20 protein-coding genes are annotated in these 18,608 nt (G+C 44.9%); 3 read left to right on the top strand and 17 right to left on the bottom strand.

All coding sequences use genetic code 11. The annotated features are described in order from the left end of the window. Positions 1 to 26: 26 nt before the first annotated feature. From RDN93_RS04705 to RDN93_RS04670, 8 genes are all read right to left on the bottom strand, one after another. Positions 27 to 674 carry a M23 family metallopeptidase gene (locus tag RDN93_RS04705; RefSeq protein WP_308744418.1) on the bottom strand — a complete coding sequence of 216 codons (648 nt, stop codon included), beginning with the start codon at positions 672 to 674 and terminating at the stop codon, positions 27 to 29. A gap of 33 nt (positions 675 to 707) precedes the next feature. Further along, entirely contained in the window at positions 708 to 1,373 is a 666-nt protein-coding gene (locus RDN93_RS04700) for a phenylalanine--tRNA ligase beta subunit-related protein (protein ID WP_308744417.1), read from the bottom strand. A 55-nt stretch (positions 1,374 to 1,428) separates the two neighbouring features. After that, positions 1,429 to 2,241, bottom strand: coding sequence for a peptidoglycan editing factor PgeF (gene pgeF / locus RDN93_RS04695; RefSeq protein WP_308744416.1), 813 nt, complete (start codon positions 2,239 to 2,241; stop codon positions 1,429 to 1,431). Continuing rightward, positions 2,238 to 3,404 (bottom strand): GTPase ObgE, encoded by a 1,167-nt coding sequence (obgE, locus tag RDN93_RS04690; protein ID WP_308744415.1) that lies wholly within the window; start codon positions 3,402 to 3,404, stop codon positions 2,238 to 2,240. Before obgE ends, pgeF begins: the two co-directional genes overlap by 4 nt. 73 nt (positions 3,405 to 3,477) lie before the next feature. Continuing rightward, positions 3,478 to 4,047 carry an adenylate kinase gene (locus RDN93_RS04685; protein ID WP_308744414.1) on the bottom strand — a complete coding sequence of 190 codons (570 nt, stop codon included), beginning with the start codon at positions 4,045 to 4,047 and terminating at the stop codon, positions 3,478 to 3,480. A gap of 58 nt (positions 4,048 to 4,105) precedes the next feature. Then, positions 4,106 to 4,642, bottom strand: coding sequence for a hypoxanthine phosphoribosyltransferase (gene hpt / locus RDN93_RS04680; RefSeq protein ID WP_308744413.1), 537 nt, complete (start codon positions 4,640 to 4,642; stop codon positions 4,106 to 4,108). Positions 4,643 to 4,683: 41 nt separating this feature from the next. Further along, positions 4,684 to 6,228, bottom strand: a complete 1,545-nt coding sequence (locus RDN93_RS04675) for a peptide MFS transporter (RefSeq protein WP_308744412.1) — start codon at positions 6,226 to 6,228, stop codon at positions 4,684 to 4,686. A gap of 245 nt (positions 6,229 to 6,473) precedes the next feature. Next, entirely contained in the window at positions 6,474 to 6,698 is a 225-nt protein-coding gene (locus tag RDN93_RS04670; RefSeq protein WP_308744432.1) for a winged helix-turn-helix domain-containing protein, read from the bottom strand. Between the two features lie 594 nt (positions 6,699 to 7,292). Here RDN93_RS04670 and RDN93_RS04665 point away from each other — a divergent pair. From RDN93_RS04665 to RDN93_RS04655, 3 genes are all read left to right on the top strand, one after another. Next, positions 7,293 to 8,804 (top strand): NAD(P)H-hydrate dehydratase, encoded by a 1,512-nt coding sequence (locus RDN93_RS04665; RefSeq protein WP_308744411.1) that lies wholly within the window; start codon positions 7,293 to 7,295, stop codon positions 8,802 to 8,804. 73 nt (positions 8,805 to 8,877) lie between these two features. Then, positions 8,878 to 9,945: a DUF4831 family protein gene (locus RDN93_RS04660; RefSeq protein ID WP_308744410.1), complete on the top strand. Its 1,068-nt coding sequence runs from the start codon at positions 8,878 to 8,880 to the stop codon at positions 9,943 to 9,945. A 24-nt stretch (positions 9,946 to 9,969) separates the two neighbouring features. Next, positions 9,970 to 10,254: a hypothetical protein gene (locus tag RDN93_RS04655; RefSeq protein ID WP_308744409.1), complete on the top strand. Its 285-nt coding sequence runs from the start codon at positions 9,970 to 9,972 to the stop codon at positions 10,252 to 10,254. 135 nt (positions 10,255 to 10,389) lie between these two features. Here the strand turns inward: RDN93_RS04655 and RDN93_RS04650 are convergent, their stop codons facing one another. From RDN93_RS04650 to rlmN, 9 genes are all read right to left on the bottom strand, one after another. Beyond that, entirely contained in the window at positions 10,390 to 10,737 is a 348-nt protein-coding gene (locus RDN93_RS04650; RefSeq protein WP_308744408.1) for a PqqD family protein, read from the bottom strand. Positions 10,738 to 10,744: 7 nt separating this feature from the next. Next, positions 10,745 to 12,133 (bottom strand): MFS transporter, encoded by a 1,389-nt coding sequence (locus RDN93_RS04645; RefSeq protein WP_308744407.1) that lies wholly within the window; start codon positions 12,131 to 12,133, stop codon positions 10,745 to 10,747. A 255-nt stretch (positions 12,134 to 12,388) separates the two neighbouring features. Then, complete coding sequence (secG, locus tag RDN93_RS04640) at positions 12,389 to 12,784, bottom strand: preprotein translocase subunit SecG (RefSeq protein WP_308744406.1); 396 nt, start codon at positions 12,782 to 12,784, stop codon at positions 12,389 to 12,391. Positions 12,785 to 12,790: 6 nt separating this feature from the next. Beyond that, the gene (locus tag RDN93_RS04635; protein WP_308744405.1) at positions 12,791 to 13,549 is read right to left on the bottom strand and encodes a tetratricopeptide repeat protein; all 759 of its coding nucleotides are present in this window, start codon (positions 13,547 to 13,549) and stop codon (positions 12,791 to 12,793) included. A 5-nt stretch (positions 13,550 to 13,554) separates the two neighbouring features. Continuing rightward, positions 13,555 to 14,082, bottom strand: a complete 528-nt coding sequence (locus RDN93_RS04630) for an LptE family protein (RefSeq protein WP_308744404.1) — start codon at positions 14,080 to 14,082, stop codon at positions 13,555 to 13,557. Beyond that, positions 14,069 to 15,313, bottom strand: coding sequence for a sigma-54 dependent transcriptional regulator (locus tag RDN93_RS04625; RefSeq protein WP_308744402.1), 1,245 nt, complete (start codon positions 15,311 to 15,313; stop codon positions 14,069 to 14,071). The genes RDN93_RS04630 and RDN93_RS04625 overlap by 14 nt, the downstream gene beginning before the upstream one ends. A gap of 84 nt (positions 15,314 to 15,397) precedes the next feature. Next, entirely contained in the window at positions 15,398 to 16,492 is a 1,095-nt protein-coding gene (pdxA, locus tag RDN93_RS04620) for a 4-hydroxythreonine-4-phosphate dehydrogenase PdxA (RefSeq protein WP_308744401.1), read from the bottom strand. Between the two features lie 4 nt (positions 16,493 to 16,496). Beyond that, positions 16,497 to 17,537 (bottom strand): DUF4837 family protein, encoded by a 1,041-nt coding sequence (locus tag RDN93_RS04615; RefSeq protein WP_308744400.1) that lies wholly within the window; start codon positions 17,535 to 17,537, stop codon positions 16,497 to 16,499. A gap of 18 nt (positions 17,538 to 17,555) precedes the next feature. Further along, entirely contained in the window at positions 17,556 to 18,590 is a 1,035-nt protein-coding gene (rlmN, locus tag RDN93_RS04610) for a 23S rRNA (adenine(2503)-C(2))-methyltransferase RlmN (RefSeq protein WP_308744398.1), read from the bottom strand. Between the last annotated feature and the right edge of the window lie 18 nt (positions 18,591 to 18,608).

Genomic DNA, 18,608 nt, shown 5'->3' with positions numbered 1-18,608 from the left:
CACCAACCATAAAGATGCACTCTTCATTACTTTTTAATCTGATTATTCTGTGCGACGCGGTTATCGGGAATATGCGTTTTCACTACAATCCCATTCCCGTTTTTTGTACACTTAACGCATCCTTTCCGCAAGGTCTTTTCTTTCATATCAAAGATAAGGTTCGGATTGAAGTGCTGTCCGTTGATACGGGTTTCAAAGTGCACATGCTCCGTAGTGGCACGACCGGTACGTCCCGTCAGTCCGATAGGCTGTCCGGCTTTTACGGTATCGCCGCTTTGGACGAGGTTCTTGAAGTTATGGCTATAAAGGGTTTCCAATCCGTTGGGATGGCGGATGACAACCAGGTTTCCATACGCATAATACGGTTTCGACATACGGACTATGCCGTCGAAAGCAGCACGAATCGTATCTTTCGCGCACGTTTTGATATCTGCGCCCGAATGTCCCCCACGAGTTCCGTAGGCAGAGATTACTTTGCCACCGGGCAATGGAAAGGCATATTCATGTTCCTGCAAAGAATCCAGATGCAGATAGAGATAGTTACTTTTAGCAAATAATCCGGGAGTAGCCACCCGGACATCTTTTATCTCCCTGGCAGAGAAAGGAGATTTATTCTGTGCGTGGATGATAACAGGCAATAATAAGACTGTAAGTGAAATAAGTATGTTCTTCATGTATTTTTTCTTTTTCAACTCAGACAGAGTTGATTATTCAAAGAATAAAAGCTCGCCGCCGTCCGATTCCGCATAGTCTCTTAACAAGGACTGAATCATTTCGGCAGCTTCTTTCAAACCTTCTTTTCCATTGTAACCGTTGACGATAGCAAGGATATGAGTAGTTCCGACGTCCATCTTTGTACGTTCATGGTCGCTTGTAGGCGTTCCGATTCCGCCAAAAGAATCACGATATACGGGCAGCCCTTCGATATTCAACACTCCGCGCCCAATGCCTTCGAACGGTTCTTTCGCTCTTCCGATACCGAGTTCGAGATGCGTGCCTTGTATCTTATCGGCATCGAAACCACCGATAGAGTGTCCCGTGCGGAGAGAAACAAGATTGATTAGGTCTACCAATGTATCAATCTGATATAAAGGAATCCCACGCATCAGACGACGACGCAAGGCTTCTGCCGACGGACGGTAACGTCCGGGGTCTTTTCCGCAACGCTTATACGCTTCGCGGGTAGCGGCAATAACCGGTTGACGCTTGATGTCTTCCATTTGTGTAGTGGAAGTCAGTTGTTCGGTGAAAGCATTGATTTCCTTCCAAAGACCTTCGCAATAAGCTGTGTTCTTTACTGCGGCATACACGGCTGCTCCGGCAAAAACCGGACATGCATTCTTTATTTCCTGAGATACTTTTATTTCAAACATAACTTATCATAAACCAATTATCAGCGTAAAAAAACAACGTTGCAGATGCCGAATCTTACTTTCTAATCATTATCCCCGACAATATACGGCCGGAATCAATACCCAGCCGACGTGCCGAAAAGAATTCATCATGATGAATATAGGTGCAGATACCGGCTACTTCAATCTGTTCCGCAGGCACTCCCGCATCAAGCAGTTCAATCCGGTTGGCTTCCCACAAGTCTATATGATATTTGCCCGTTTCCTTCTTTTTGATAGAGATGGCGGACATATCGAAGCCGCTTTCTTCAAAAGCTTCATAAACCTCATTACCCACTTCAAAGGATTCAAGCGAAATGCTCGGACCGATACAGGCTACCACATCTTCACCTTGAGTTCCGAAATACCGGTTCATGTGCTCCATCACATTGGCGACGATATGTTTCACCGTTCCTTTCCATCCGGCATGGACGGCAGCTACTGCCCGTTGTTTTCTGTCATACAACAACACAGGCACGCAATCCGCAGTCGTGACACAAACACAATATCCCGGCACATTGGTAATCAATGCATCCACTCCCTGCAGAAGTTGCCGTCTTCTTTCCAAAGAATCTTCAAAAAAAGATTCACCAATAACCAAGCTCTCACAACCATGCACCTGTTCCGGAATAAGTAATTCCTTAATCTGATGCTCCATTAGTTGAAACAACTCATACTGATTACGGTTGACGTTCACACACGAGTCCTTGGTATAAGGAGAGCAATTAAACGAACCATAAGTTCCTTTACTGACACCACCACGACGCGTAGTTACAAAATGAACTACTCCGGGGTATGCCTTCAACGACTCGTACCCCAGCAGCTCGTTATATTTTGTAAGTGAAATCATTTATCTTCCCAATCTTCTTCTTCGTATTCATAATCGAAATCATCGTCGTCGCTATCAACATCTTCGTCATATTCATAGTCGATGTCTTCATCTTCACCCATGTCTTTGAGTTCCTGTTGCAGACGAGTCACGTCCTTCGGACGATGAACGATTGCTTCTATTTTATTGCTTTCCTTGTTCAGTTCTTCCCAAAGAATATCCTTCAATACGGAAATTCCCAAACCGGAAACAGAAGAAATGAATACGTGTGGTATGCCTTCCGGCAATGTCGGTTCAATCTCGTCCATCAATTCCTGGTCGAGCATATCACTCTTGGTGATAGCCAATACACGTTGTTTGTCCAGCATTTCAGGATTGAAGGTACGCAGTTCGTTCAGCAGGATATCGTATTCTTTACGAATATCGTCGCTGTCTGCCGGAACCATAAACAGCAGCAATGAGTTACGTTCGATATGACGCAGAAAACGCAGTCCCAAGCCTTTACCCTGGCTGGCTCCCTCGATAATTCCCGGAATATCCGCCATCACGAAAGATTTTCCATCGTGATAGGAAACGATACCCAGATTCGGTTCGAGCGTAGTAAACGGATAATCGGCTATTTTAGGTTTTGCCGCCGAAATGGAAGAAAGCAGTGTAGACTTTCCCGCATTGGGGAAACCTACCAAGCCGACATCGGCAAGCAGTTTCAACTCCATGATAACGGTCATTTCCTGCATCGGTTCTCCCGGCTGCGCAAAACGTGGAGCCTGGCGGGTTGCCGTCTTGAAATGACTGTTGCCCTGACCGCCGCGGCCGCCTTTGAGCAAAATCACTTCCTGTCCGTCTTCCGTCACGTCACAAAGATACTCTCCGGTTTCGGCATTGTAAACCACCGTTCCGCAGGGTACTTCTATTATTTTATCCGCGCCGTCTTTTCCGAAGCTACGTCCCTTGCTTCCCGATTCGCCATGACCTGCCATTGCATGACGGTCATACTTCAAGTGAAGCAGTGTCCAGTAGTTGCGGTTGCCGCGCAGGATGATATGACCTCCTCTTCCGCCATCGCCCCCATCGGGACCTCCGTTAGGACAATATTTCTCGCGCCTCATGTGCGTAGAGCCTCTTCCGCCCTTGCCCGAGCGACAGTATATCTTTACGTAATCAACAAAATTCGATTCAGCCATATTCTTTTCTGTATGTTAAAACAGTCAGTAGCCAAAGCAAGACACTCCGGCTACTGACTTATTTGAATAATTATTATAATTTATCTACTGCTTCGCAGATTTCTGCAAAGATACCTTCCATAGTACCCAAACCGTTAATGTGCTGGTATTTCTGTTCGTTCTTGTACCAGTCAATCAGCGGGGCAGTCTGTGAATGATATACATGCAGACGTTTTTTGATAGTCTCTTCGTTGTCGTCCGCACGACCGGAGTCTTTGCCACGTTTGATAAGACGTACCATCAGCTCATCTTCGGGGACATCAAGGTCTACCATAACAGAAACATCCTGTCCTCTTTCAGCCAACATTTTCTTTAATGCTTCCGCCTGTGCAATTGTTCTCGGGAAACCGTCGAAAATTACACCTTTGCTATCTTTAAAGCTATCGAATACGCTTGCCAGAATATCAATCATCAATTCGTCAGGAATCAATTGCCCCTGGTCGATGTAACCTTTAGCGGTTTTACCCAGCTCTGTGCCGTTCTTGATTTCCGCACGCAATACATCTCCTGTCGAGATGTGGTTGATTCCATACTTTTCTACAATACGTTCGCTCTGTGTTCCTTTTCCTGAACCCGGAGCACCGAAAATTACAATGTTCAACATCTTGTTATTTACAATTTAACGATTTACTATTTACCATTTAACTGGTACCTATTTACTATTAATCTACTACTGTATAAATGTCGGGATAATTACGTCCGAAGCCGTCATAGTCGAGCCCATAGCCTACGATGAAGTCATTCGGAATTTCCATCGCTACATATTCAATGTTGAGGTCTACCTTCAACTTCTCCGGTTTCACCAACAGGGAAGCGATATGAATTGCTTCGGGATTACGCGTACCTAATGTATCCAGCAAGCGTTGCATGGTCAGTCCCGTATCCACAATGTCTTCTACAATGACAACCGTACGTCCGGCGATGTCTTCATTCAGACCGATGACCTCTTTAATCACCCCGGTGGAAGTCACCCCCTGATAAGAAGCCAGTTTCACGAATGAGATCTCGCAAGGGATTGTGATATGCTTCAACAAATCAGCGGTAAACATGAACGAACCGTTCAACACACTAAGGAAAAGCGGATTCTTACCTGCCAAGTCGCGGTTAATTTCGTTCGCTACGCGAATCACTTCTTTCTGAATATCTTGTTCCTTAATAGAAACGGTAAATAATTTGTCTTTTATCTGAATGGTATCCATAACCGGTTATTTTAAAAAAGTTGTCGCAAAAATACAATTTTTTATTCTACCCCGTGCATCATCTTCTGTAATTTCTTCGAAAGAAGGAACAGAATCAGCGAAGCAACACCCGACATGACGACGAACAACATGAAGAAGTCGTACATCGTGGCAATCTGATAACCGAGGATTGTTTTCACCTTTCCATCTTCGGGATAAAGCCCGCTCAACATGCCTGCAAACTTGTTGGCAGTGGCATTGGAAAGATACCATATACCCATCATCAGAGAAGCAAAACGCAGGGGAGTCAGCTTGTTTACCATAGAGAGTCCGATAGGTGACAAAGCTATTTCACCCATTGTATGGATAAAGTAAAGTCCCGTCAGCCAAATCATGCTGACTTTCACTCCGGGGATGGCATCTTTCACTCCAAAGCAAATGAAAAGATACCCCAAGGAAAGAAGTAACAGACCGATAGCTTGCTTCGTCGGAGAAGCAGGCTCCATATTCCGTTTGCTAAGGAAGCTCCATACCCCCGGCATAACATAGGCGAGAACTACCACAAAAAGAGGATTGAAAGACTGGAACCAGGAAGCAGGCATCTCCCAGCCGAAAATACTACGGTCGGTCTGCTCGGAAGCAAAAAGCGTCAGAGAAGCACCTGCCTGTTCGTATGCCGCCCAAAAGAATATGACAAAGAATGCTATAATATAGATAACGAAGATACGGCTACGCTCTATTTTAGTTAATGAACCGTCAAGCAGAATAAGAACGGGGAAAACGATACAAGCCGTAAAAATACCGACACTCACCCAGTCGCCGTCAAAAGCATAACTGAAAAAGGCCAACAGGGCAGCAGTAAGGGCAATGATAATTACTATGTTACGTATTTTTGTTCCTTTGTCCATCTTCGGATGGGAGATGTGTTCGGCTTTATCTTCTTTTTTCTCCCTCTTAGCATCCGGAAGGATACCAATCGGTTCGCCGGAAGGAGAGAAAAGGTATTTATTCTTTTGAGTTTCAAAAAGAATAACGGTGAACAGTGTCATGATTCCGGATGCAAGAAATCCCCATTTAAAGTCATTCGGATTTCCGGTATCACCCAAATAACCACAAATCAACGGAGCGGCAAAGGAACCTACATTGACTCCCATATAGAAGATAGTGTATGCTGCATCGAGACGCTTATCTCCCGGTTCATACAGTTGTCCTACCATAGAAGAGACTGTTGGCTTGAAACAGCCGTTACCTAAAATCATAAACCCGAGCCCGCCATACATCATCCAGTGGGCAAGCTCCTTATTTTCTAAAGTAGATGCACTCATAAACATAAGGAACTGCCCCACTGCCATCATCATCGCTCCCCAAAATACGGAACGACGGATACCCCAGTATTTATCGGCAATGTACCCGCCAATCAAGGGTGTCAGATAAACTAATCCGGTATAGCTACCGTAGATGGATGCTGCGGCTTCTTTGTCAAACAATAATGCCTGCGTCAGGAAAAGAATAAAGATGGCACGCATTCCGTAATAACTGAAACGTTCTGCCGTGCTGGTCGCGAAAATCAGATAAAGACCTTTAGGATGTCCTTTCAATGCACTCATGAATTTATGTGTTTTAGTAGTTTATGAGGTGCAAAGGTAGGAAAAATAACAATAAACAAGTCAAAGTCGATAAACTCTTGTAGGAATCGCTTGTGAGTATTTATTGGATAGGTGGAAAAAATCAGAGAAAAAAGTAAAGAAACAGGATTTCAGGCACAGCTACTCCCACTTATCCACCTCATTAAGCTTTCAACGGCATAAATAATCAAGTGGAGTTCCACCTTAATTTTAAATTAATCATCACTTTAGCCAAAAGTAAATTCGACATTTTCGATACTGGCAAAAAGCATTCCTTCCCTTTTTCTCAGAAAGATTTTGCTTTCCCTAGCCAGCCAACCAATAGCAAGAGCTACGTCTTCGAAAGTCAAACCTAACTCACGGCACAAATCGAAGATTGAAAGTTCACCTTTTTCATTTAAGATGCGCCATACTTTTCCTGCATTCAAGCCAATTCTAGTCTTTTCCATAATGCAAACTTTTAGAAGATTAAACAATCAGTTATTATATGATTTAATCATTGTGAGCATAGGAAAATAATGTTATTCGCATTACCTACCTACAAAGATAACATTTTTTTCGAAAAATGCAAATAACCAAAAGCAATCGTAGCAAAAGATTGTTTCATTTCTGTACGGTTATGAACTAATTTCGAACTTGTGCTAATTTGTCGTTAATACTGAATGAATTTATGATTGATGATGCATGATTTTATTCGTCTGACAATTGTTGCTTTTTCGTCTGACAGTTGTCAGACGGAAGAATAACAGTTGTCAGACGAAAGTTCAACAACTGTCAGACGAATAAATTTATATATAACGGGGATTAAATCATTGCATACTGCCAATCTAATTTTAGAAAAACTAAGATTAGTTCATTTCCGTACCGTTTAGCTCATTTCCGTACGGTTTTGAACTAACTCTTAATGTAATCAGCCTACCCATAGACAATCAAACCATATCCTACACGCTATCCAACCATGATTAACACGTTTTCTTCCCATAACAAACGGGAAAAGTCAGAAGAATCATGTACATTTGTGGTTCGAAAACTAAAAGAACATTGCAATGAAAATATTTCCAAGTAGCAGCATCAAGAAATTGGATGCTTATACCATTGAACACGAACCGATTGCGTCAATAGACCTGATGGAACGTGCAGCAACAGCATTAACCAAAGCCATTACGGACAGATGGAATACGGAAACACCCGTCACTGTTTTTGCAGGACCGGGGAATAACGGTGGAGACGCCCTTGCCGTAGCCCGCATGATGGCTGAAAAAGGATATAAGACAGAAGTATATCTCTTTAATACGAAGGGCAATCTTTCGCCTGACTGCCAGACAAACAAAGAACTGGTAGAAATGATGGAAGAAGTAACATTCCACGAAATCAGTACGCAGTTCGTCCCACCGGTCCTGACACCCGACCATCTAGTGATTGACGGACTATTCGGTTCAGGACTGAACAAACCGCTAAGCGGCGGATTCGCAGCCGTAGTGAAATATATCAATTCCTCTCCCGCCATGGTAGTAGCCATCGACATTCCTTCGGGACTGATGGGAGAAGAGAATACGTTCAACGTCAAAAGCAATATTATCCGTGCAGACGTTACTTTCAGCCTGCAACTGCCGAAACTAGCTTTCCTCTTTGCGGAAAACACCGAGTTCGTAGGCGAATGGGAATTACTGGATATCCAGTTGAGCGAAGAAGGAATCGAAGAGACGGAGACAAACTACGAAATGCTGGAGATTGAAGAAATCCGTTCGCTTATCAAACCCCGCAAGCAATTTGCCCATAAAGGAAATTTCGGCCATGCACTGCTGATAGCCGGTTCGAAAGGAATGGCGGGTGCATCGGTATTGGCTGCCCGTGCTTGTCTGCGTTCCGGTGTAGGATTACTCACCGTGCATGCTCCGATATGCAACAACGACATTCTGCAAACTTCCGTACCCGAAGCAATGGTAGAGACTGACGCCAGCGAAAACTACTTCGCCGTACCTACCGACACCGATGACTATCAAGCCGTCGGCATCGGTCCGGGCTTGGGACGGAACGAGGAAACGGAAGCTGCCCTCATCGAGCAACTGGAACATTGCCAAACTCCCGTCGTACTGGATGCCGACGCACTGAATATCCTCGCCAACCACCGCCATACACTTACACACCTGCCAAAAGGCTCTATCCTCACCCCTCACCCGAAGGAACTGGAACGCCTTACCGGAAAATGTCAGGATTCTTATGAACGCCTGATGAAAGCCTGCGAACTGGCCCACACCGCCCATGTCCACATCATCCTGAAAGGTGCTTATTCCGCCATTATCACTCCCGAAGGCAAATGTTACTTCAACCCGACAGGGAATCCGGGAATGGCAACCGGCGGTAGTGGTGATGTACTGACCGGGGTTATCCTGGCATTGCTGGCACAAGGATATCCTACCGAGGAAGCTGCTAAAATAGGCACTTATATCCACGGACTGGCAGGAGATATCGCCCAAAAGAAACAAGGCATGATTGGACTGATAGCAAGTGACATCGTCACCTGCCTGCCCACCGCCTGGCGACTTGTAAGCGAATAAAAGTTAAGAACTTACAGTTTTTTCAATAACTTCATTAACTTTGTTTTCAAAACCAGTTAAAAGAGAACCGAATATGAAAAAGTTGATTATAGCAGCGGGCCTACTTATGGCAACTTCCGCTTACGCACAAACCGAAGTACTGACCGGCGTCACCCGTGGCAAGGACTATGGAGTGGTATACAGTCTTCCCAAAACCCAAATAGAACTTGAAATAAAAGCCAATAAGGTAACTTATACTCCTGGGGAATTTAGCAAATATGCCGACCGCTATCTGCGGTTGAACAATGTATCCGCCGAGCCTGAAACGTATTGGGAACTGACCAGCGTAAAAGTTAAATCGGTAGGAGTGCCGAACAGCGAAGCCACTTACTTCGTAAAACTGAAAGATAAAACAGTAGCTCCCCTTATGGAACTGACCGAGAATGGTATAGTGAAATCCATCAATGTACCTTACAGTCCAAACAGTTCCACAAAGCAAAGTACTCCGACCACTCCCGCTCTCCAAAAGAAAGCGAATCCCCGCGACTTTCTGACCGAGGAAATTCTGATGGCAAGTTCTACCGCCAAAATGGCGGAACTGGTAGCTAAAGAAATCTACAATATTCGCGAAAGCAAAAATGCTTTGTTACGCGGACAAGCAGACAACACACCTTCAGACGGTGCACAACTTAAAATCATGCTCGACAACCTGAATATGCAGGAAGATGCCATGACCAAAATGTTCTCCGGCATACAGGATAAGGAGGAAAGGACATTTACCGTACGCCTTACACCTGACAAAGAGTTCAATAACGAAGTTGCTTTCCGCTTCTCCAAGAAACTGGGCGTAGTTGCCAACAATGATTTGGCAGGAACTCCGTTCTATATCAGCCTGAAGGACTTGAAAACGGTCAAGATACCACAAGAGGACGGGAAAAAGAAGAAGGACCTGGATGGGATTGCTTACAACGTACCCGGACAGGCATTGGTTACACTGACCGACGGCAAGAGGAAACTATATGAGGACGAACTTCCTGTTACCCAATTCGGTATAATAGAATATCTGGCTCCGGTATTGTTCAACAAAAATTCTACTATCAAAGTATACTTTGACCCGAACACAGGCGGATTAATCAAAGTAGACAGAGAAGAAGGCAAATAAGAAACCTTTAAAAAAGAAAAGAATATGGGTGGTGAAGGACATATGCTCGATATGATACGTCGGTTAAGCGAAGGGCGGGAGGCTTCCCGCCTGCGACGCGAACGTACCAGCGAGAAGTTAAAGCATATGAACCAAGTCGGCGGACATTCCTCGTTGCCTGATACAACGTCGGAAGAAATGGGGCGTATCATCCAAGATTCTGAAAAGAAAAAGGAAAAAGACAGTAACTATTTTGTATGGGGAACGCTCATCATTATGGGCGTATTGGTTGCAATTGCCATAATATTTTGGGCTGCATTCATCAAATAAACGATAATTAAAATTCAGGTACAGATAACATGAAATCCACGGTTTTCTGAAATATGACCGTATAAAGCAACAGCGTAATCCATGTCATCTGTACCTAAAATGCCAACATACCGATTGGAAAACCTTGCTCCGACGCTACGTCGGCACCATCAACTTTATAAATCCATCTTTCCGCATCTGATACAGATAAGCAGATACGCGCGACTCATAACCCGCTTCATTCTGAAAATGCCCTGCAAGTTCTTCTATAATCTCGCGAACCGTGCGTTTTCCGTCTATCAGCTCCCATACAGTCGTACCGTGTTCTTCCAAATGCACATGATGCTCTTTCGACATTCCCTTCGGCACGAGCAAGCGTTGCATCCACGAATACTTAAAACGGGGAAAGGAGAGCACAATAGTCTCTCCTTCCCGTTCTGCTGTAATATGTTCACTGCGACAGGGAATGACCTCTAACAGGTTTATTTTCTCTTTAGCAGCCATAGTCTTATTACTTCTGAATATTTGCTTCTTCCAGTCCGTAACCTTTCTTCCTGTTCTCCGCTTTCAACATCAGAGCAACGATCAGGGCCAATACCCCAAAGAGAGCAAAAATACTCATCGGCAACGTATAGTCATAAGTCTGTGCACCATCTACCACCGGACCTTTACAATAAGAGTTCAACACCCATCCGATCAACAAAGGTACACCCATCAATCCCCAGTTCTGCACCCAAAAGATCAGGGCATAAGCCGTACCCAACTGTTTTTCCGGAATAATCTTCGGAACAGAAGGCCACATAGCCGAAGGCACCAGTGAGAAAGCAAAACCTAAGATAATCATAATGATAGTAGCGAACCACCACACATTCAAGATAGGCAAAGCAAACATGGTATGTACAAAAATCAACATGACAGAACCTATCACCATCAAGGTAGCTCCCTTACCGATACGGTCATACAACGAACCGAACAACGGGGTCAACACAATAGCACCAATCGGCAGCAATCCGGGGATTGTTCCCGCCAGCTTCGGATCTACGTTATATTTCTGCACCATCAAATCGGCTGCATACTTGATAAACGGGAATACCGCCGAATAAAACAACACACATAACAGTGCAATCAACCAGAATCCTTTGTTTGTGACAATATATACGATATCTTTCATACGGAACGGCTCTTCCGGCTCCAAGCCCTCTGCGTCCAGAGATGCGTCCAGTTTCTTATCGTAGAAAGTATAAATGAAGAAAGCAATCGTACCGACACACAACATTATCAGGCAAAACAGAATCGGAGCAGGAATATTGGTATGGAATGCACCGCTCTCATCCGTATATCCGAAAAAGTCAGCCAAGGGCACTGTCATCACCATTGCCAAGGTTGTTCCGATACGCGCCGTAGCCATTTCAAGTCCCATAGCCAATGCCATCTCCTTGCCTTTGAACCACTTCACGATAATCTTGGAAACAGTGATACCCGCAATCTCCACGCCAACGCCGAAGATGGCATATCCCAATGCAGCCAAAGTAACTTGCGTCTTGAATCCGAAAAGCATGGCACCTTCCGGAAAGGTCGTAGAAATTGCATAATATTTTAATCCGCAACCCAAAACCATCAACATACACGCTCCCATTCCGGTAAAGCGGACACCCATCTTATCCAGAATGATACCGCCGAAAATCAACATCAGCAGGAATACATTAAACCAGCCGTAAGCACTCGTGAAGAAACCGTAATCAAGACTATCCCATAATAATTCTTTTTCGAGCATGGGTTTGAGCGGAGACATTACGTCAGTGAGGAAATAGCCGCATAGCATAGTAAATGCGACCAATGCTAGAACACTCCAGCGTAGTACTGCGGAGTCATTCAATTTCTTTTTCAATTGTTCTGTCATTGTTATATTTTAAGGTAATTAATAATATCATAACGGGCAACAAAGTTAATTAAATCTCCATTGTTTTCATCAAAATAAGATAGTTTTATTATAATATTCAGGCACGGATGACACGGATTTCACGATTTTAAGAGATTGATTAATCAAAAACCGTGTAATTCCGTGTAATCCGTGCCTATATAAAAAATCATGAGAGAACGTTTTCCGCTCTCTCATGAATGGTTTTACCCAAATATCTCTATAACCCGAAGCGAATTACTCAGCAGCAGGAGCAGGAGTTTCAGCAGCCGGTGCCGGAGTTTCCGTAGCAGGTGCGTTAGTAGCAGGAGCTTCAGACTGAGGCGCAGCCGTACCTGCGGGTAAGTTATACGGGTTAGTTTGTTGTTCTTTCTGTGCTTGTTCCAACACTGCATCTGTAGCAACAGCAGAACGAGGAATAACATAAGCGGTAGCAATGCTCATTACAACCATGAAGATGGCCAGCCCCCATGTTGCTTTTTCCAGAAAATCTGTAGTCTTGCGTACGCCCATAATAGCGTTAGATGAAGAAAAACCGGAAGCAAGTCCGCCTCCTTTAGAGTTCTGAATCAGCACGATGAAGCACATCAACAGGGCTGCAATCACCATTAAGATAACGAATAATAAGTACATTTTTAGTTATTTTGAATTAGCGTTAATAATCAATTTCTCCAAAAATCTGATTTGGTCTGCAAAGTAAGCATTTTTTTTTGGATATTTCAAGCTTAATTTTTTAATTATTTCAAGAGCTTTTGAATATCGTTGCTGTTTAACATAGATTTTAGCCAAGGTTTCTGTAAAACAGCTATCATCTTCCTCTTCTTCCGCACTTGCTTCGTCCGAAGGGGTAACAGATTCCTCCGCTTCTTCCCGCAAAAGTTTCATTGTACGGGGAGAGTCGCTTTCGCTCTTTTCTATAAAGTCGTCAATCAGTTCGAATCCCTTCAATTTAGGTGCTTCTTCTACCGATTCATCCGCCGCGGGAACCTCTTCGAGCAAATAAGAAGTATAATCCACCGAATAATCAAATCCGGTTTGGGCGGTCACTTCTTCGGGAGCCGTAGACAAGAAAGCATCAATCAATGCCAGTGTACGGTCTACGGAAGGTTCATCCTTCAGTACTTCCGCCAGGGGCACCCCCTTTTTCCGGGATTGGAGATCAAAACGGCTTCCTTCAATCAATTGAAACAGTTTCCGTCTGTCGGCGATATAAAGAATGGCTTTCCGCAGTTCCCCGCCGAAATTAATATCATGGAGAATATACAGATTCTTGAGATACAACAAGCGGAGCGACTGAAAATACGGATATCTTGCAAGAAGATTGCGCAGTTCGTACAAAGTATCCCTGTTCAGCGTTTCAGGATGCTGAATCCATTGTTGAAAGTTAGCAGAAGTCATTTATATTACCAGTTTGCTACGGTTGCATTGAATATTTGATCGGTTATCTCTTTAGACATTTCGGCAATTAACCCGTCCTGTACGGCAGTCAGCAATTGGCTGGAGTCGTAGACACGGAAAGCGGAGAATTGTTGTTCGAAGTCCTCGGCGTGGTTGGTGTTGTTGACAAAACGGACATTGACCGTAATGGTCAGCTTCGTTTCCGAAGAATAACCATCGGCGGATACTGCCTGGTTGTACTGATTGTATCCCGTGATTTCGCCCTCAATCTGCAAGTCTGCATTCTGGTTCGGTTTCAACAGTTGCAGACGGGTCTGACGGATAAATATATCTTTCAAGTCCTCATTAAACTTCGTTGCCAGCGGAGCATATACGTACTCCGACTTGATCGGGAAGTCGGCAATAGAAATCGTCTTCACCTTATCGTAGTTGATAGATGAACCGTTAAACTTATAGGAAACAGTGCACGCAATGACCACTACCGGCAGAACGACCAGTAGCAAAGGGCGTGTTATCTTCTTAATCCAAATCATATTCTTTTATTTTTCTATAAAGTGTACGCTCAGAAATATTCAAATCCTTGGCGGCACTCTTTCGTTTTCCGTGATGCCTTTCAAGCGCTTTGCGAATCATCTCTTTTTCTACTTCATCCAGTGACAAAGGAGCTTCTTCGACATACTCTTCCGTATCCTGTATGTCATCATCCTCCCTGCAAACAGCGGGTTGAGGTTGCTGTACGGCATGGATAATGGCAGGCACGGACGGTTGATGAGAGGCCGTCACCACCGGAGTAGCAACTACCGCTCCTACCTGGCCCACCTGTCCGGCACGTTCAGCCATCAGGTTGTGCACCATCTTCTTAAGTTCGGCCACTTCCTGACGCATATCAAACAGAACGGAATAAAGAATTTCCCGTTCGCTTTCAAAGCCTTTACTTTCACGCGTTCCCATCAATGCAGGGAGGCGTTGCATATTTTGAGTAGGAAGATAGGTCTGCAAGATAGCAGCGTTAATCTCCCTGTTCGTTTCGATAATCGAAATCTGCTCCGTGATATTCTTCAACTGGCGCACGTTGCCCGGCCATGAATAAGCCAGCAGTTCCTTTTTCGCATCCTCTGTCAACTGAATAGCCGGCATCCGGTACTTCTCCGCAAAGTCCGCCGCAAATTTACGGAACAACAGAAATACGTCTTCTCCCCGCTCACGCAAAGGCGGTATCTGAATGGGCACGGTATTCAACCGATAATATAAGTCTTCACGGAAACGTCCCTCTGAAATGGCCTGTACAAGGTTGACATTGGTAGCCGCCACAATACGCACGTCCGTCTTCTGCACTTTGGACGAACCTACTTTCAGAAACTCACCGCTCTCCAGTACACGAAGCAAACGCGCCTGGGTAGGCATCGGTAACTCCCCTACTTCGTCAAGGAAAATAGTACCGCCGTCCGCTTCACCGAAATATCCTTTCCGCTCACCGATAGCACCGGTAAAAGCGCCTTTCTCATGACCGAACAGTTCGGAATCAATCGTACCCTCCGGGATAGCTCCGCAGTTGACAGCAATATACTGTCCGTGCTTTCTCCGGCTGTATTGATGAATAATCTGTGGAAAACTCTCCTTTCCGACACCGCTTTCTCCCGTAATCAGCACGGACAAATCGGTAGGAGCTACCTGAATGGCAACATCGATGGCACGTGACAATGCTTCGGTATTACCAATAATACCGAAACGCTGTTTCACTTGTTGTATCTCCGCTCTTGTCACTTCGTTTAGGGTTTAGTGGTTAGCGATTAGTGATTAACCGCCCAATTAGTAACAGTTAATCACTAACCACTACCCCGTTAATCGTTAATCTTCGTCTACTGTATCCAGTTTTAGTTTGTCACTATCATCCCGTTTCTCGTAATACTGTTTCCTTAATGGATTGGTACGAGCCGCTTTCTCCCGTTGGCGATTGCGGAACACGTCGATGGCAACGTAGATTGCCTGGCGGAAAGAATCTTCACTTGCCAGCCCCTGGCCTGCAATGTCATAAGCGGTGCCATGAGCCGGAGAAGTGCGCACTACCGGCAGACCTGCCGTATAGTTCACGCCATCGTCCATAGCCAACGCCTTGAACGGAGCCAGCCCCTGGTCGTGATACATAGCCAGGATACCGTCGAAATGAATATAATTACCCGAACCCATAAAGCCGTCGGCCGCATAAGGGCCATAACAAAGGATTCCTTTTTCTTCCATTTCCTTCATGGCAGGAATAATTATTTCCTGTTCTTCCATGCCCAGCAAACCACCGTCTCCAGCATGAGGATTGAGTGACAGCACTGCAATGCGCGGTGCACCGATACCGAAATCCTGTTTCAGGCAATGATGGAATATCATCAGTTTCTCCTGAATCAGTTCTTTGGTAATCGCGGTCGCAATCTCCCTGACAGGGATATGCGTTGTCACCAACGCCACGCGGAAATCATTCTTCATCAGAATCATCAATGACTTCTCGCCATTGCCCAGACGCTCTTCGATATACTCCGTATGTCCGGGGAATGAAAATTCTTCCGAATGAATCGTATGTTTGTTGATAGGAGCAGTCACGATTACATCAATCAGCCCTTCGCGATAATCTTCAATGGCACGTTCCAAAGCTCCCAAGGCAGCTTTCCCCGCTTCGGGGTCGGGTTTGGAAAATTCCACTTTCACTTCATCATCCGTACAGTTCAATACACTCAAACGGTTGTATCCCGCTTCGGAAGCCGTATTGATGATACTGAAATTAGTCTGTATATCCAATGCTTTCCGATGATAAGCAGCCACTTTCGGTGAACCGTAAATAATCGGAGTGCAAAGTTCCAACATGGTAGGGTCTGAAAATGTCTTTAAAATCACTTCATAGCCTACCCCGTTTATATCTCCCTGGGTAATGCCAATTCTTATTTTGCTATCTTCCATGTTTTTATTTATTAGTTTGTTCCGCCCCTTTGGTTACTCCACCCAATGGAATCTGATTCTGCTGAACTTCATTCGGAAGTTTCAGTGTATAAAGGGATGCTTCCATCTGGCGAACCAGGTTGCGTTTCATTTTATCCGGTGAATAAACAAATATTTCTGCTGTAATAATCCGCTGGTTTTTCTCGTCCAGGCGAGTATGCGATACATACGGACCACCCATGAAGTCGCCTTTCATACGCCACAGTCCGCGCGCTTCGAGTGTGTAGCTGTTCTGTACGTTGATGGGACGGACATCAGTCAGCAAGCTGTCGGTCGACATATAAACGCCTTCTTTGAATCCGGGAATATTGGCTTGCATCACGGAGTCACGCTTGTGAACGAAATATTCTTTAGTAAACGTATCCTTATCAGTATAAGGATAAGAGTACATTACAAAGTTACGGTCGGCAGTGCCCGTATTGGTAGAAGCCCAGAAGAAGTCTTCGCCCGTCTTGGAGTTGGTCAACTCGGCAGGCAGCCAGATGTTGCATCCGAAAAGGCTATCCACCTTCTGTGAGATAAAATTGCTGTGCTTCTCTTCGAGCAAAGTAATCTGACGGTTCATTTCCGCACGGGTAAAGAAGTCTACAATCGTCTTTTTGTTTTCTTCCACAAACTTCTCGAACTCCTCTTCGTTCGGAGCCTGGATAGTCAGAATCATCTGCGGATTAGCATACACATCTTTCGCGTATTTGAAAGAAGCCTTCGTATATATATCCTGTATGTCTACAATAATAATGTTACGTATCAACTTCAACGTAGAATCATAATCTTTCGGTGAAGTGTACATGATACGGAAAGAAGGTTCCGATTGCGGCAAACCGGGCATATCAGAATCGAGTGCATCATGCAAAGCCCTTCCGGCTGCACGATCCCAAACACCGTGATCTACTACTACCAAAAGCTCGTATGCACGTCCACTAGAAGTGTGGTTTCCTTTCAGACCACAAGAAGCAACGACAAAGGCTACCAAAGCGATGCTCAAATAAAAAAAGTACTTTTTCATGATGTTCGGTTTTATATATTAATTCTGATTATTTCCCTCTTGTTTCGCTGTCGACAGCATGCCGCAGGCTGCAAAAATATCTTCTCCTCTTGAAGAGCGGATAGTAGTGAAAAGCCCGTGTGATGTCAGATAGTCACGGAAGCGGATCATCGTATCCATATCCGTACCCTCAAGGTCTACCCCCGGTATGGCATGGAAACGAATCAGGTTCACCCTGCAATCCAGTCCGCGAAGAAGTTTCAACAACTCTTTGGCATAGACTTGCGAATCATTAAGCCCCTTAAAAACAATATATTCAAACGAAAGTCGGCGTTGTTTGCTAAAATCATAGTTTTTTAACAGTTCCACCATTTCAGTAATAGAGAACGCCTTTTCCGCCGGCATCAGTTCAGAACGCTGCGCAGTCACCGGAGAGTGCAGGCTGATGGCCAGATGGCAGTCATTCTCTTCGATAAAACGCTGCAATCCTTTCCGCAGACCGACTGTGGAAAGCGTGATGCGCTTCGGGCTCCATGCATATCCATAGGAAGCAGTCATTATATTCAATGCTTTCAATACTTCATCGAGATTATCGAGCGGCTCGCCCATTCCCATCATTACTACGTTGGTCAGTTTGTCGCGTTCCGGCAATGAATGGATTTGGTTGATAATCTGGCTGGCAGTCAGGTTGGCGGTAAATCCCTGCTTTCCGGTCATACAGAATTTACAGTTCATCTTGCAGCCCACCTGGGAAGAGACACACAGCGTCGCCCGGTCGTCATCGGGAATATAAACCGATTCGACAAAATGATTCTCACCGACTCTGTACAAGTACTTCACCGTGCCGTCCACAGAACGCATTTCATCTACCGGAGCGGCTGCCCCCACCTCGTAGTTCTGCTTGAGTAACTCCCGGTGTTTCAATGACAAATTAGTCATTTCGTCAATCGAGGCCACCTTCTTTTCGTAGAGCCAGGATGCAATCTGTTTGGCGGCAAAGCCGGGCATCCCCAGTCTTTTCACCAGCGATTGAAGCTCAACAAGATTCATTCCTAAAAGAGGATATTTAGACATTATTCTTTCCGTTCATGG

Origin of the sequence: uncultured Bacteroides sp., from assembly GCF_902491285.1 — a bacterium.
In the GTDB taxonomy this organism is placed as follows: Bacteria; Bacteroidota; Bacteroidia; order Bacteroidales; family Bacteroidaceae; genus Bacteroides.
The sequence above is the reverse complement of the archived record's forward strand: the minus strand, read 5'-3'. Positions and strand labels throughout refer to the sequence as shown.

Excerpts from the sequence above, each read along its gene's own strand:
- RDN93_RS04675 (WP_308744412.1), bottom strand. The coding sequence starts at position 6,228 with ATGAGTGCATTGAAAGGACATCCTAAAGGTCTTTATCTGATTTTCGCG.
- RDN93_RS04660 (WP_308744410.1), top strand. The coding sequence starts at position 8,878 with ATGAAAAAGTTGATTATAGCAGCGGGCCTACTTATGGCAACTTCCGCT.
- pgeF (WP_308744416.1), bottom strand. The coding sequence starts at position 2,241 with ATGATTTCACTTACAAAATATAACGAGCTGCTGGGGTACGAGTCGTTG.
- RDN93_RS04655 (WP_308744409.1), top strand. The coding sequence starts at position 9,970 with ATGGGTGGTGAAGGACATATGCTCGATATGATACGTCGGTTAAGCGAA.
- rlmN (WP_308744398.1), bottom strand. The coding sequence starts at position 18,590 with ATGTCTAAATATCCTCTTTTAGGAATGAATCTTGTTGAGCTTCAATCG.
- RDN93_RS04645 (WP_308744407.1), bottom strand. The coding sequence starts at position 12,133 with ATGACAGAACAATTGAAAAAGAAATTGAATGACTCCGCAGTACTACGC.
- RDN93_RS04615 (WP_308744400.1), bottom strand. The coding sequence starts at position 17,537 with ATGAAAAAGTACTTTTTTTATTTGAGCATCGCTTTGGTAGCCTTTGTC.
- secG (WP_308744406.1), bottom strand. The coding sequence starts at position 12,784 with ATGTACTTATTATTCGTTATCTTAATGGTGATTGCAGCCCTGTTGATG.
- pdxA (WP_308744401.1), bottom strand. The coding sequence starts at position 16,492 with ATGGAAGATAGCAAAATAAGAATTGGCATTACCCAGGGAGATATAAAC.
- RDN93_RS04705 (WP_308744418.1), bottom strand. The coding sequence starts at position 674 with ATGAAGAACATACTTATTTCACTTACAGTCTTATTATTGCCTGTTATC.
- hpt (WP_308744413.1), bottom strand. The coding sequence starts at position 4,642 with ATGGATACCATTCAGATAAAAGACAAATTATTTACCGTTTCTATTAAG.
- RDN93_RS04685 (WP_308744414.1), bottom strand. The coding sequence starts at position 4,047 with ATGTTGAACATTGTAATTTTCGGTGCTCCGGGTTCAGGAAAAGGAACA.
- RDN93_RS04700 (WP_308744417.1), bottom strand. The coding sequence starts at position 1,373 with ATGTTTGAAATAAAAGTATCTCAGGAAATAAAGAATGCATGTCCGGTT.
- RDN93_RS04650 (WP_308744408.1), bottom strand. The coding sequence starts at position 10,737 with ATGGCTGCTAAAGAGAAAATAAACCTGTTAGAGGTCATTCCCTGTCGC.
- RDN93_RS04630 (WP_308744404.1), bottom strand. The coding sequence starts at position 14,082 with ATGATTTGGATTAAGAAGATAACACGCCCTTTGCTACTGGTCGTTCTG.
- RDN93_RS04665 (WP_308744411.1), top strand. The coding sequence starts at position 7,293 with ATGAAAATATTTCCAAGTAGCAGCATCAAGAAATTGGATGCTTATACC.
- RDN93_RS04635 (WP_308744405.1), bottom strand. The coding sequence starts at position 13,549 with ATGACTTCTGCTAACTTTCAACAATGGATTCAGCATCCTGAAACGCTG.
- obgE (WP_308744415.1), bottom strand. The coding sequence starts at position 3,404 with ATGGCTGAATCGAATTTTGTTGATTACGTAAAGATATACTGTCGCTCG.